The 13,492-nt window shown below is 65.8% G+C and carries 10 protein-coding genes; 5 read left to right on the top strand and 5 right to left on the bottom strand.

The features are described from left to right. The first annotated feature begins 55 nt into the window (after nt 1-55). Nucleotides 56-343 (top strand): DUF4235 domain-containing protein, encoded by a 288-nt coding sequence (locus QWY79_RS08130; protein ID WP_290271650.1) that lies wholly within the window; start codon nt 56-58, stop codon nt 341-343. A gap of 50 nt (nt 344-393) precedes the next feature. Here the strand turns inward: QWY79_RS08130 and QWY79_RS08125 are convergent, their stop codons facing one another. The 4 genes from QWY79_RS08125 to QWY79_RS08110 form a co-directional block, all read right to left on the bottom strand. Next, nucleotides 394-1,068 carry an HAD family hydrolase gene (locus tag QWY79_RS08125; RefSeq protein ID WP_290272014.1) on the bottom strand — a complete coding sequence of 225 codons (675 nt, stop codon included), beginning with the start codon at nt 1,066-1,068 and terminating at the stop codon, nt 394-396. 273 nt (nt 1,069-1,341) lie between these two features. Further along, entirely contained in the window at nt 1,342-2,406 is a 1,065-nt protein-coding gene (gene fba, locus QWY79_RS08120) for a class II fructose-bisphosphate aldolase (protein WP_141320985.1), read from the bottom strand. Nucleotides 2,407-2,517: 111 nt separating this feature from the next. Next, nucleotides 2,518-3,681 (bottom strand): phosphoglycerate kinase, encoded by a 1,164-nt coding sequence (locus QWY79_RS08115; protein WP_290271649.1) that lies wholly within the window; start codon nt 3,679-3,681, stop codon nt 2,518-2,520. A gap of 49 nt (nt 3,682-3,730) precedes the next feature. Next, complete coding sequence (locus QWY79_RS08110) at nt 3,731-4,750, bottom strand: type I glyceraldehyde-3-phosphate dehydrogenase (protein WP_290271647.1); 1,020 nt, start codon at nt 4,748-4,750, stop codon at nt 3,731-3,733. Nucleotides 4,751-4,943: 193 nt separating this feature from the next. Here QWY79_RS08110 and QWY79_RS08105 point away from each other — a divergent pair, with 193 nt between their 5' ends. Beyond that, nucleotides 4,944-5,996, top strand: coding sequence for a class I fructose-bisphosphate aldolase (locus tag QWY79_RS08105; RefSeq protein WP_290271645.1), 1,053 nt, complete (start codon nt 4,944-4,946; stop codon nt 5,994-5,996). 327 nt (nt 5,997-6,323) lie between these two features. Here the strand turns inward: QWY79_RS08105 and tkt are convergent, their stop codons facing one another. Beyond that, nucleotides 6,324-8,342, bottom strand: coding sequence for a transketolase (tkt, locus tag QWY79_RS08100; RefSeq protein WP_290271643.1), 2,019 nt, complete (start codon nt 8,340-8,342; stop codon nt 6,324-6,326). 478 nt (nt 8,343-8,820) lie between these two features. Between tkt and metK the strand changes: the two genes are divergently transcribed. The 3 genes from metK (at nt 8,821) to ahcY (ending at nt 13,410) form a co-directional block, all read left to right on the top strand. Then, on the top strand, nt 8,821-10,041 hold the full coding sequence (gene metK / locus QWY79_RS08095) for a methionine adenosyltransferase (RefSeq protein ID WP_290271642.1): 1,221 nt from the start codon (nt 8,821-8,823) through the stop codon (nt 10,039-10,041). A 148-nt stretch (nt 10,042-10,189) separates the two neighbouring features. Next, the gene (gene ligB / locus QWY79_RS08090) at nt 10,190-11,929 is read left to right on the top strand and encodes an NAD-dependent DNA ligase LigB (protein WP_290271640.1); all 1,740 of its coding nucleotides are present in this window, start codon (nt 10,190-10,192) and stop codon (nt 11,927-11,929) included. A gap of 71 nt (nt 11,930-12,000) precedes the next feature. After that, entirely contained in the window at nt 12,001-13,410 is a 1,410-nt protein-coding gene (gene ahcY / locus QWY79_RS08085; protein ID WP_290271638.1) for an adenosylhomocysteinase, read from the top strand. Nucleotides 13,411-13,492 lie beyond the last annotated feature (82 nt).

The following is a 13,492-nucleotide window of genomic DNA, read 5'->3' as shown; positions in this document are numbered from 1 at the left end:
CATGGGGCGATACAGGATCGTCAGTTCACAGTCTTCATGCGGAGGCCGTCAAGTCATGAAACGCCATATGCTCTGGTCGGTAGTCGGTTATACGGCCGTCATCGGCGCCAGCTTGCTGACGCGACGTTCGGCTCGCGAGGCCTATCGCAGGACGACCGGCGATACGCCGCCTGAAAATCCCGCTCGACGAGATACGCGCTGGCGCGATGCGCTGGTCTGGGGCATGGCCAGTGGTGCTCTGGTCGGCGTGGCGCGCGTGGTAGGCAGCCGTCTGGGTGAAGAGGCCAAGCGGCGTGGCGAGCGGTCCCGTCCCCGGCGTGCCCTGAGACACTTGAAAGACTGACTGCACCGAGAAGCAGCGTACCGCTTGTCACCAGGCTGAGGCCGGGCTGCTCAGTTGACCATTACCCGGGGCTGGGAGAGGCGTGCGATCACGGTCGGCAGCTGAAACATGCTGGTAATGCCGATAGCGCCTTCCGGCGTCTCCTCGACATCCGGGAAGCGGTTGAGGTGGATGACCGTCATGCCGGCGGCGAGTGCCGCCTGAATACCGACCAGGGAGTCGTCGATGGCAACGCAATCGGCAGCGGCAAACCCCATGATGCTGGCGGCATGCAGATAGATGCAGGGGTCAGGTTTCCAGCACTGTGCGTCGTAGGCGCTGAATAGACAGTCGCCGAAGAGTTCGTCCAGGCCGGTGGCCTGGAGGGACGTGCGGATCTTGGTTTCCGGGCCGTTGGAAACCACGCCCATGGGGATGTTCGACAGGGCGGCCAGGGCTTCAGTGGCGCCTTCGATGGGCTTGAGGTCGGTCGCCAGGCGGCGGTTGAGGTTGGCGCGCATTTCGCGCTCCAGTGGCTCGAGGCGGGAGGCGTCGACCGAGCCGTGGCGGCGTTCCAGTTCGGCGACGATATGCCGGAAGCGTGCGCCGCGGAACTCTCCGATATAGTCGCCGGCGTCGAAGGGCAGGCCCACGGCGTTGAGGCTGCTGGCCATCTCGTCGGCCAACAGCGGTTCGCTGTCGACCAGGGTGCCGTCGCAATCGAAGAGCAGGCAGAGAGGGCGCATTGTCACTGAGCCTCGTTGAAGATGTTGATAAGCGAACACGATGCGTTGACCAGATGATGCTTTATGGTAATTAAAGACCATATCGCGCGTTTTGTGAACAGTGTTTTTCAACAGTTCATCATCGCTTCAACGCTTGCGCCCCGAAATGGCCGGGCAGGATGCGGCCTGGCAGGCGTTCGCACCTGAACATTGGCGTGCCCTCGAGGAGCCGAGGGCGCTCACGCAAAGGGCGGCAATGAGCCGCCCTTGTCATGGCGCAGGCGTTGCCTGCGATCAGGTGACGCGCGGGTCCAGCTCGCCACGCGCATAGCGCTGGAACATCTCCTCGAGGTTGATCGGCTTGATCTTCGCCGCGTTGCCGGCAGCGCCGAAGGCTTCGTAGCGGGCCTTGCAGACGCCCTTCATGGCCGCGGTGCTGGCCTTGAGGAACTTGCGCGGATCGAACTCGGCCGGGTTCTCGGCCAGGAAGCGGCGCACCGCGGCGGTGGAGGCCAGGCGCAGGTCGGTGTCGACATTGACCTTGCGCACCCCGTGCCGGATGCCCTCGACGATTTCCTCGACCGGTACGCCATAGGTTTCCGGGATCTCGCCGCCGTGCTCGTTGATCATCTCGAGCCATTCCTGTGGCACGGAGGATGAACCGTGCATCACCAGGTGCGTTTCCGGGATGCGGGCGTGGATCTCCTTGATGCGCTGGATGGAGAGGGTGTCGCCGGTGGGCGGGCGCGTGAACTTGTAGGCGCCGTGGCTGGTGCCGATGGCGATCGCCAGGGCGTCCACATGGGTTGCCTTGACGAACTCGGCCGCCTCTTCCGGATCGGTGAGCAGCTGGTCGTGATCGAGCTTGCCGGCGGCGCCGACGCCGTCTTCCTCGCCGGCCATGCCGGTTTCCAGACTGCCCAGGCAGCCCAGCTCGCCCTCGACGGAGACGCCGCAGGCATGCGCCATCTCGACGGTACGGCGCGTTACCTCGACGTTGTAGTCATAGCTGGCCGGGGTCTTGCCGTCCTCGCCCAGCGAGCCGTCCATCATAACCGACGAGAAGCCGAGCTGGATGGAGCGTTGGCACACGCCGGGGCTGGTGCCGTGATCCTGGTGCATGGCCACCGGGATGTGCGGAAACTCTTCCACGGCCGCCAGGATAAGGTGGCGGAGAAAGGGCGCGCCGGCGTACTTGCGGGCCCCGGCGGAGGCCTGAATGATCACCGGCGAGTCGGTCTCGTCGGCGGCCTCCATGATGGCGCGCATCTGCTCGAGGTTGTTGACGTTGAATGCGGGGATGCCGTAGCCGTGTTCGGCGGCGTGATCCAGCATCTGGCGCATGCTGATGAGTGCCATGAAGCTTCCTCTGGGGTCGATAGCGGGTCTTGAGAGTGTGGCGCCCCGGGTGGCGCCAGCAGTTGCATCGGATTGGCCCGGGCGTGCGTGCCCGGGCCGCAGGCGTGAGCCTTATTGTGCGGCGGCTTCCAGGGCCGCGACAGCGGGCAGGACCTTGCCTTCGACGTACTCGAGGAAGGCGCCGCCGCCGGTGGAAATGTAGGAAACGCGCTCGGCAATGCCGTACTTGTCGATGGCCGCCAGGGTGTCGCCGCCCCCGGCAATGGAAAAGGCGTCGCTTTCGGCGATGGCCTTCGCGAGAGCTTCGGTGCCACGACCGAACTGGTCGATCTCGAAGACGCCGACCGGGCCATTCCACAGGATGGTGCCGTCGGCCTTGAGTTGCTCGCCGAAGCGCGCGGCGGTGTCGGGGCCGATGTCGAGGATCATCTCGTCATCGCCCACCTGGTCGACCGGCTTGGTCACGGCGCTGGCGCTTTCGGAAAACTCGGTGGCGACCACCACGTCGCTGGGCAGCGGGATCTCGACCTTGGCCATCAGCGCCTTGGCCTGGTCGATCAGGTCGGCCTCGTGCAGCGACTTGCCGACGTTGTAGCCGGCGGCGGCGATGAAGGTGTTGGCGATCCCGCCACCGACGATGATGCGGTCGCACTTTTCGGACAGCGCGGTGAGTACTTCCAGCTTGGTGGAGACCTTGGAGCCGCCGACGATGGCGGTCATGGGGCGCGCCGGGGTGGCCAGGGCCTTCTCCAGGGCGGCCAGCTCGTTGGCCAGCAGCGGGCCGGCGCAGGCTTCGGGGGCAAAGCGGGCGACGCCATGGGTCGAGGCCTGGGCACGGTGTGCCGTACCGAAGGCATCCATGACGAAGATATCGCACAGCGCGGCGTACTGCCGCGACAGGGCCTCGTCGTCCTTTTTCTCACCGCGGTTGTAACGCACGTTCTCGAGCAGTGCCACTTCGCCGTCCGCCAGCTCGACCTGGGTGTCGAAGTAGTCCTTGACCAGGCGCACCGGGCGCTCGAGCAGTTCGCTCAGGTGGTCGGCCACCGGCGCCAGGGAAAATTCCTCGGCGGGATCGCCTTCGGTGGGCCGGCCCAGGTGGCTCATCAGCATCACCCGGGCACCGCCGTCGAGGGCAGCCTGGATGGTCGGCAGGCAGGCCCGCAGGCGGGCATCACTGGTCACCTTGCCGTGCTTGACGGGCACGTTCAGGTCCTCGCGGATCAGCACACGCTTGCCGCTGAGGTCGAGATCGGTCATCTTGCGCACGTTCATGAAGCAGAATCCTCGTCTGGAGAGCCGAAAATGATCCGGTGTGGGAGGGTCATGCGTTGCCCAGCCTGGCGATCCGGGCGGCGACATCGAGCATGCGGTTGGCGAACCCCCACTCGTTGTCGAACCAGCACATCATCTTGATCAGGCGGCCGCCGGCGACCCGGGTTTGCGTGGCATCCACGATACCGGAGCGCGGGTCGTGGTTGAAGTCGATCGAGGCCATGGGCTCCTCGGTGTAGCCGAGCAGCCCGGCCAGCCGATTGTCGCTGGCATCACGCAGCAACTGGTTGACGGCGGCCGCCGTGGTCTCGGTGCGCACGCAGAGTGACAGGTCCATGGCCGAAACATTGATGGTCGGCACGCGCACGTGCAGGCACTCGAAACGCTCGGCCAGGTGTGGCATCAGGCGATTGATGCCGCGTGCCAGGCCGGTATCGACGGGCACGATGGACTGCATGGCCGAGCGCGTCAGGCGCAGATCGGTCTGGTGGTAGGCATCGATCACCGGCTGGTCGTTCATCGCCGAGTGAATGGTGGTGGTGACGCCATGTTCCAGGCCCAGTGCCTCGTCGAGTACGGTCAGTACCGGCACCAGGCAGTTGGTGGTGCACGAGGCCGCCGAAATGATGCGGCAGTCTGCGGTCAGCTCGGCTTCATTGATGCCGCTGACAATGGTGGCGTCGACATCGCTTTCGGCCGGCTGGGAGAACAGCAGGCGCCGGGCCCCGGCATGCAGGTGATGCTCCGCGGTGGCGCGATCCTTGAAGCTGCCCGAGCATTCGAGGACCAGGTCGATATTCAACTCGGCCCAAGGCAGTGACGCCGCATCGGGTTCCGATAGTACCCGGATGGCGTGACCGTCGATCACCAGCCGGTCGCCATCGACGCTCACGTTCCCGGGAAAACGGCCATGGGTGGTGTCATAGCGGGTCAGATAGGCGATAGTATCCAGCCCCGACAGCTCATTGATGGCGACGATCTCGAGCTCGGCCTCGCCGCGCTCGATGAGCGCACGCAAGACGCACTGGCCGATACGGCCGTAACCATTGATGGCGATGCGAAGTGCCATGATGAGCCTCGATATGCTGGCGCCGGAAATCGCAGATCGGCGATTCTAGCGCAAATCGCTGTTTACGTCCCGGGGTGGCTGGACGCGCCCGAGCGGTTTCGGCAGTCTGTGGACATCATGCCCTGGCTCATCCGCGCATGACGCTGCAGGGCTGCATCCGGTCAACCGTCAAACCACCATGGAGAGGAACCACATGACTGACATGACACAGCTGCTTGGTGATGAAGCCGACAGCCTGCTCAATCACGTATGCCGGGGGCTGCCGGCCGAGTCGATCCACAAGCCGGGGCCGGATTTCATCGACCGCGTGATGGCGGACAGCGACCGTAGCCCTCAGGTGCTGCGCAACCTGCAGTCCATCTATAACCATGGCCGCCTGGGCGGTACCGGTTATGTCAGCATCCTGCCGGTCGACCAGGGCATCGAGCACTCCGCCGGGGCGTCCTTTGCCCCCAATCCGCTGTACTTCGATCCGGCCAATATCGTCGAGCTGGCCATCGAGGGCGGCTGCAACTGCGTGGCCTCGACGCTTGGCGGGCTGGCCTCGGTGGCGCGTCGTTACGCTCACAAGATCCCGATGATGGTGAAGCTCAACCACAACGAGACGCTGACCTACCCGGCGGTCTACGACCAGACGCTGTTCGGTCAGGTCGAGCAGGCCCATGCCATGGGCTGTGTCGCGGTGGGGGCGACCATCTACTTCGGCTCCCCGGAAAGCCGCCGCCAGATCCAGGAAGTCAGCGAGGCCTTCGAGCGGGCGCATCAGCTGGGCATGGTCACGGTCCTCTGGGCCTATCTGCGCAACCCCGAGTTCAAGAAGGATGGTACGGACTACCACGTGGCGTCGGACCTCACCGGTCAGGCGATCCACCTTGCCGCGACCATCAAGGCCGATATCGTCAAGCAGAAGCTGGCCGAGAACAATGGCGGCTATCGCGCCGTCGACTTCGGTCATACCCACGACAAGGTCTACGACGAGCTGACCTCCGACAACCCCATCGATCTGGCGCGTTACCAGGTGGCCAACTGCTACATGGGGCGCACTGGTCTGATCAATTCCGGCGGCGGTTCGAAGGGCCACTCCGATCTGGGCGAGGCGGTACGCACCGCGGTGATCAACAAGCGCGCCGGCGGCATGGGCCTGATCTCCGGTCGCAAGGCCTTCCAGAAGCCGATGGCCGAGGGCGTCGAGCTGCTCAACGCTATTCAGGATGTGTATCTGGACGACAGCATCACCATCGCCTGAGAACAGGTCGATCCATTGCTGCGCTCGCGGCATGGATCGACGCTTTCATGGGCTGATCGAATGAGTCTCGTGAGACATGAAAGGGGCGCGGCCGGTAGGTCGCGCCCCTTGGTTTGGATGAGTTCATGACGGCTGCCGGGCCGATGGCCGTTTAGCTTCTTCCGGAACCACGCAGATCAGAGATGTCGCCCGGGGCTGATCCGTCGACAGGTCTCCGAGGGGGCGCTGTGAACCCTTCCCTGGGCGCTACCGATGCCATCCATGGCATCGGACCCCCTCTTCGACCTGTCGCCGGCGCCCCTCGCGAGCTCCAACGGTGATGTGGCTTCAGTCCTCGGCGTCGTCCAGCAGCTGCTCGGCTTCCTCGATCACGCTCTCGGCGGTGAAGCCGAAGTGCTTGAACAGGTCGCCGGCCGGGGCGGACTCGCCGAAGGTGGTCATGCCGATGACGCGACCCTCGAGGCCGACGTACTTGTGCCACAGGTCCGGGTGAGCGGCCTCGATGGCCAGGCGGTTGCCGACCTCGGCAGGCAGTACCGACTGACGGTAGGCGGCGTCCTGGGCATCGAAGACATCGGTGGACGGCATGGAGACCACGCGCACCGCACGGCCTTTGTCGGCGAGCGCCGCGGCGGCGTCCATGGCCAGGCCAACCTCGGAGCCGGTGGCGATGAGGATAAGCTCCGGCGTGTCGGCGCTGTCCTTGAGGATGTAGCCACCGCGCTGGATATCGGCGAGCTGCTGCTTGTCGCGGGCCTGATGGGGCAGGTTTTGGCGCGACAGCACCAGGGAGGTGGGGCCGGACTGGCGCTTGAGGGCGGCGTTCCAGGCGGCGGCGGTCTCCACGGCGTCACACGGGCGCCAGGTCGACATGTTGGGCGTGGTGCGCAGGCTGGTCAGCTGCTCGATCGGCTGGTGGGTAGGGCCGTCCTCGCCCAGGCCGATGGAGTCGTGGGTGAACACATAGACGCTGCGCACGCCCATCAGGGCCGACATGCGCACGGCATTGCGCATGTAGTCCATGAAGATCAGGAAGGTCGCGGCATAGGGCACGAAGCCGCCATGCAGGGCGATGCCGTTGGCGATGGCGGCCATGCCGAACTCGCGCACGCCATAGTGCAGGTAGTTGCCGTCGGGGGCGCCTTCCTGCGAGCCCTCGGGGCCGATCACCTTGGCACCGTTCCACACGGTCAGGTTGGAGGGCGCCAGGTCGGCGCTGCCGCCGAGCAGCTCGGGCAGCTGCGGGCCGAGCTCGTTGAGGCAGGCCAGCGATGCCTTGCGCGAGGCGGTGGTCTCGGCCTTGTCCTGGGCCTGCTCGATCAGCGCTTCGCTGCTCAGCTCGGCGGGCAGCTCGCCCTGCTGGCGGCGCAGGAACTCGCGGGCCAGCTCCGGGTGTTCCTCGGCATAGCGCTCGAAGCGGGCCTGCCAGTCGGCCTGGCGTTGCTGGCCGACCTCGGTGGCATCCCATCCCTGGTAGAGCGCCTCCGGCACATGGAAGGGCGCATGCGGCCAATCCAACTGCTCGCGGGCGGCGGCGACCTCGTCCTCGCCGAGTGCCGCGCCGTGGCAGGACTCCTTGCCCTGCTTGTTGGGCGCGCCGAAGCCGATCACCGTCTTGCAGATGATCAGGCTGGGCTTGTCGTCATGGCTGCGGGCGAGCTCGATGGCGGCCTTGACCTCCTCGGGCTTGTGGCCGTCGACGTTGGGCACCACGTGCCAGCCATAGGCCTCGAAGCGCTTGGCGGTGTCGTCGGTGAACCAGCCCTTGACCTCGCCGTCGATGGAGATGCCGTTGTCGTCATAGAAGGTGACCAGCTTGCCGAGCTGCTGAGTGCCGGCCAATGAGGCGACCTCATGGGAGATGCCTTCCATCAGGCAGCCGTCGCCGACGAAACAGTAGGTGTGATGGTCGACGATGGTGTGGCCAGGGCGGTTGAACTGGGCGGCCAGGGTGCGCTCGGCGATGGCCAGGCCGACGGCATTGGCCAGGCCCTGGCCGAGGGGGCCGGTGGTGGTCTCGATGCCCGGCGCATAGCCGTACTCGGGATGACCGGCGGTCTTCGAGTGCAGCTGGCGGAAGTTCTGCAGCTGTTCAAGGCCGAGCTCGTAGCCGGAGAGGTGCAGCAGGGAATAGAGCAGCATGGAGCCGTGGCCGTTGGACAGCACGAAGCGGTCACGGTCGGGCCAGTGCGGATCGGCCGGGTTGTGCTGGAGGAAATCGTTCCACAACACCTCGGCGATGTCGGCCATGCCCATGGGGGCGCCGGGGTGCCCGGAGTTGGCCTTCTGAACGGCATCCATGGAAAGAGCGCGAATGGCGTTGGCCAGTTCGAAGCGGGTTGGCATCAGGTTGCTCCTCGCCTGCGGCGGTAGTCTACAAACACCCTCCGGCCGGGGCTGGCCGGGCATTTAGCTGGCTGGAAGCGCCGCAGGATCTCGGGAAACGCTGAATAAGTAGCCGAGCATAGTGAAGCGCAAGGCGCACGGAGCACAGAAAGCGAGACATAACGAGTCGTTAGGCGAGCTTTCTAGCACCGCGCAACGCAGCGATTGGCATGCGTAGGCAGTTAAGCAGTGTTTCTCTGGGCGGCGCGGCCAAAATCGAGCGCCTATTGTCGCCGAGATGCCGGCTACCTTCAAATTGTCGCGCGATCCGCCCGGCCATGGGCGACCTTGCTAGGAAGGCTGGCAGCGAAAGTGTAGAATTTACCCCCGATAAATTGCCCGGGCCATGGCGCAAGCGCCACCCGCGGCCTGCGTCGCCGCCTGTCCCGGCGGCATGCCCTGCCGCCGTCATCCCATTATGTAGAGGGTCGAGGACGCCATGAGCGAATACTCCCTGTTCACCTCCGAATCCGTTTCCGAAGGGCATCCGGACAAGATTGCCGATCAGATCTCCGATGCGGTGCTGGATGCCATCATCGCCCGCGACAAGCATGCCCGCGTGGCTTGCGAGACCATGGTCAAGACCGGCGTGGCGATCGTCGCCGGCGAGATCACCACCTCGGCCTGGGTCGATCTCGAGGATCTGGTGCGTCGCGTCATCCTGGATATCGGTTACACCTCGTCGAAGGTCGGTTTCGATGGCGAGACCTGCGGGGTGCTCAACCTGATCGGCAAGCAGAGCGTGGATATCGCCCAGGGCGTCGACCGCGCCAAGCCGGAAGACCAGGGTGCCGGCGACCAGGGCCTGATGTTCGGTTATGCCACCGACGAGACCGAGTCCTACATGCCGGCGCCGATCCACTACTCGCATCGCCTGGTCGAGCGGCAGTCGGAGTTGCGTCGTCAGGGCGTGCTGCCCTGGTTGCGTCCCGACGCCAAGAGCCAGCTGACCTTCCGCTACGACGACCAGGGCAAGCCCTGTGCCGTGGATGCCGTGGTACTCTCGACCCAGCATGACCCCGAGATCGATCAGCAGGAGCTGCGCGACTGCGTGCGTCGCGAGATCATCGAGCAGGTCATCCCCGCGGAGTGGCTGACCGAGTCCACCCAGTATCACATCAATCCGACCGGCCAGTTCGTCATCGGCGGCCCGGTGGGCGACTGCGGCATGACCGGCCGCAAGATCATCGTCGACACCTACGGCGGCACGGCGCGGCACGGGGGTGGGGCCTTCTCCGGCAAGGATCCATCCAAGGTCGATCGCAGCGCCGCCTACGCCGGCCGTTATGTGGCCAAGAACCTGGTCGCGGCGGGGCTCGCCGAGCGCTGCGAGATCCAGATTTCCTACGCCATCGGCGTCGCCGAGCCGACCTCGGTGTCGGTCAATACCTTCGGTACCGGCAGGATCAGCGATGAGCGCATCGTCGCACTGGTGCGCGAGCACTTCGACCTGCGTCCCAATGCGATCACCCGCATGCTCGATCTGCAGCATCCGATGTATCAGCTGACGGCGGCCTATGGCCACTTCGGCCGCGAGCCGTTCGAGCATTCCTATACCTGGACCGACACCAACGGTCAGGAGCAGACCGAGACCTTCACCGCCTTCCCCTGGGAAAAGACCGATCGCGCCGCCGATCTGCGTGCGGCGGCCGGCCTGTAAAAACGCCGCCTTGCTACCTGCCATGGCGTCGCTGTGACGTCGTCGATGTCGCACGGCGCCTCGCGTCATCCGGCGTGGTGCCCTCGTGTGAGCCTTGCTAGGTTCGAAGCCAGATGCTGAACACGGCCAGCAGGCGGGGGAGACGGTCATGGGGCGGCGGATATATCGGTCAGGATGTTGCCTGTTGCTGTGGCTCTGCTGGCCCATGGCGGGGCTGGCCGAGTGTCCGTCGTGGTCGCTGGAGCGTGGCGAACGCGAACTCGCGGCTCTTCAGGAGCGACTGACAGCCTGGAATCGTGCCTATCGTCGGGATGGCCGCTCGTCGGTCAGTGATGCTGTCTACGACCAGGCTCAGGCGAGGTTCGAGACCTGGCAGGAGTGCTTCCCCGAGGCGGTCGTGGCGCCTGCCCCTGGCGTTGTCAGCAGCGATGCCCCGCTCGTCGACGGATCAGGCCCAGCGCTGGCCGATGGCCGCTTGCGGCATCCCGTTCCCCAGTCAGGGCTGATCAAGCTGGACGACGTCGCAGCGGTCGAGGCCTGGCTGCAACGTCGCGATGATGTCTGGATGCAGCCCAAGGTCGATGGCGTGGCCGTGACCCTGATATATGATCAAGGCCGCTTGCAGCATGCCATCAGCCGGGGCGATGGCCGGGCCGGTCAGGACTGGACCGCGAGTGCGCGTCGCATCCCGGCGGTGCCGGACCGGTTGCCGACCGCGCAGCGTCTGGTGCTGCGCGGTGAGCTCTATCAGCGTCTCGAGGGCCATGTTCAGGCCGAGGGCGGCGCGGCCGGTGCCCGCAGCCGGGTCATTGGCTGGATGGCCCGTGACCGGCTGGGCGATGCTCAGGCCGAGCGTATCGGGCTGTTCGTCTGGGACTGGCCCGGCGGTCCGCCCGCCATGCGCAAGCGGCTGGCCCGCCTGACCGAGCTGGGGTTTCCCGAGACGGCACGCTGGACCCTGCCTGCGGGCTCGCTGCGCGCGGTTCGCGATCAGCGCGAGCACTGGCATCAGGCTGCGCTGTCCTTCGCCACCGATGGCCTGGTGCTCAAGCAGGCCCACAGGCCCGGCCTCGCAGGGCGCGATGAGGCGCCTCCCGACTGGGCGGCGGCCTGGAAATACCCGCCACGCTCGGCGCTTGCCGAGGTGCGTGGTGTGGCCTTCGAGATCGGCCGCACCGGACGCATCACCCCGCTGCTGCATTTGCGCCCGACGCCACTGGCGGGGCGCACCATTCGCCGTGTCTCCGTCGGCTCGCTGGCACGCTGGCAGAAGCTGGATATTCGCCCCGGAGACCGGGTGGCGATCAGCCTGGCTGGGCATACGATACCGCGACTGGATAACGTCGCCTGGCGAGCGGTCGAACGTCCCACCGTCAAGGCGCCATCTCCCGACGAATATCATGCGTTGAGTTGCTGGCAGCCTGAACCGGGCTGTGAGGGCCAATTCCTGGAGCGCCTCGCCTGGCTGAGCGGGGAGGAAGCACTGGACATGGCGAGCATCGGGCCGGGGACCTGGGAATCATTGGTCGAGGCCGGGCTGGTAACGCGGCTGCTCGATTGGATGGGGCGCTCCGCCGAGTCGTTGCAGGCGGCGTCGGGGATCGGCGAGGTACGCGGGCGGCGCCTGGCAGATCGCTTCGCGGCAGCGCGCCAGCGCCCTTTCCGTGCCTGGCTGGAAGCGCTGGGCGCGCCACCCGGGGCCCTGGCCGGTGTGGCAGCGGGTGAGCGCGTCAGCTGGGCCGAGCTGGCCACGCGCCGCCGCTCGCAATGGCAGGCCCTGCCGGGCGTGGGGCCGGTGCGCGCGCGTGCCCTGCGCGACTTCTTCCACCATCCGGAAGTACGCCGGCTGGCGGCTCGGCTGGAGCAGGAGGCAATATCAGGCTTCTAGCGCGATACCTTGTTGGGCATCCGTCCCGCTGCCTATAGTGAAGACAGTCTTGCCCAACAACGAGGTGCCTCATGAATCAGCCCGCTGTGACGGTTCCCAATGGCGTGGATTATCGCGTTGCCGATATGACCCTGGCCGATTGGGGGCGGCGCGAGATGCGCATCGCCGAGACCGAAATGCCCGCCCTGATGGCCATTCGTGCGCGCTATCGCGACACGCAGCCGCTGGCGGGGGCCCGCATTGCCGGCTGCATTCACATGACCATCCAGACCGCCGTGCTGATCGAGACGCTGGTCGATCTCGGCGCCAGTGTGCGCTGGTCCTCCTGCAACATCTTTTCCACCCAGGACCATGCCGCCGCCGCGATTGCGGCCGCCGGGATTCCGGTCTTTGCCTGGAAGGGCGAAAGCGAGGAAGAGTTCTGGTGGTGCATCGAACAGACAGCCGAGGGGCCGGACGACTGGCGGCCCAACCTGGTGCTCGATGATGGTGGCGACCTGACCGCGCTGCTGCATGACCAGCGCCCCGAGCTGCTCGATGCCATCCACGGTATCAGCGAGGAAACCACCACCGGCGTGCATCGTCTGCTCGACATGTTCCAGGCAGGCACGCTCAAGGTGCCGGCCATCAACGTCAACGACGCGGTGACCAAGTCGAAGAACGACAACAAGTATGGCTGTCGCCACTCGCTGTCGGATGCGATCAAGCGGGGCACCGACCACCTGTTGGCCGGCAAGCAGGCGCTGGTCATGGGCTACGGTGATGTCGGCAAGGGCTCGGCGGCGTCGTTGCGTCAGGAAGGCATGATCGTCAAGGTCGCCGAGGTCGACCCGCTGTGCGCCATGCAGGCCTGCATGGATGGCTTCGAGGTCGTCTCCCCCTACCGTGACGGCCTCAATCAGGGCGAGGCGAGCCTCGACCGCGACTTGCTGGCAAGGATCGATCTGGTGGTCACTGCCACCGGCAATATCGACGCCTGTGACGCGCCGATGCTGCGCTGGCTCAAGCCCGGCGCGGTGGTCTGCAACATCGGCCATTTCGACAGCGAGATCGATACCGCCTACATGCGTCGTCAATGGCACTGGGAAGAGGTCAAGCCGCAGGTCCACAAGGTCTACCGCGACAGCACCCCGGATGACTACGACCCCGAGAGCCGCGACTACCTGCTGTTGCTCTCCGAAGGCCGGCTGGTCAACCTCGGCAATGCCACCGGGCATCCGTCACGGGTGATGGACGGCTCCTTCGCCAATCAGGTGCTCGCCCAGATCCACCTCTTTGAAGCCGGCTTTGCCGCCCTCCCGGACGCCGACAAGCCGGCCGCCCTGGGCGTGCGGGTACTCCCGCGCCACCTGGATGAAGAAGTCGCGCGTTACATGGTCGAAGGCTTCGGCGGCGTGATCACCCGCATGACAGACGCCCAGGCCGACTACACCGGCGTACCCGCCGAAGGCCCCTACAAGAGTCAGGGGTATAGGTACTGAACCGGGCTGCGCCCGGAGCTGTAAGCTTGAAGCTGGAAGAGCGCGGCTAATGCCGCTGGAAGAATGAAGAACGGCGCTTCGC

It is taken from the genome of Halomonas sabkhae (assembly GCF_030409265.1).
GTDB classification, from domain to species: domain Bacteria; phylum Pseudomonadota; class Gammaproteobacteria; order Pseudomonadales; family Halomonadaceae; genus Halomonas; species Halomonas halmophila.
Note: the sequence above shows the minus strand (reverse complement) of the source record. Positions and strands in the feature narration are given on the sequence as shown.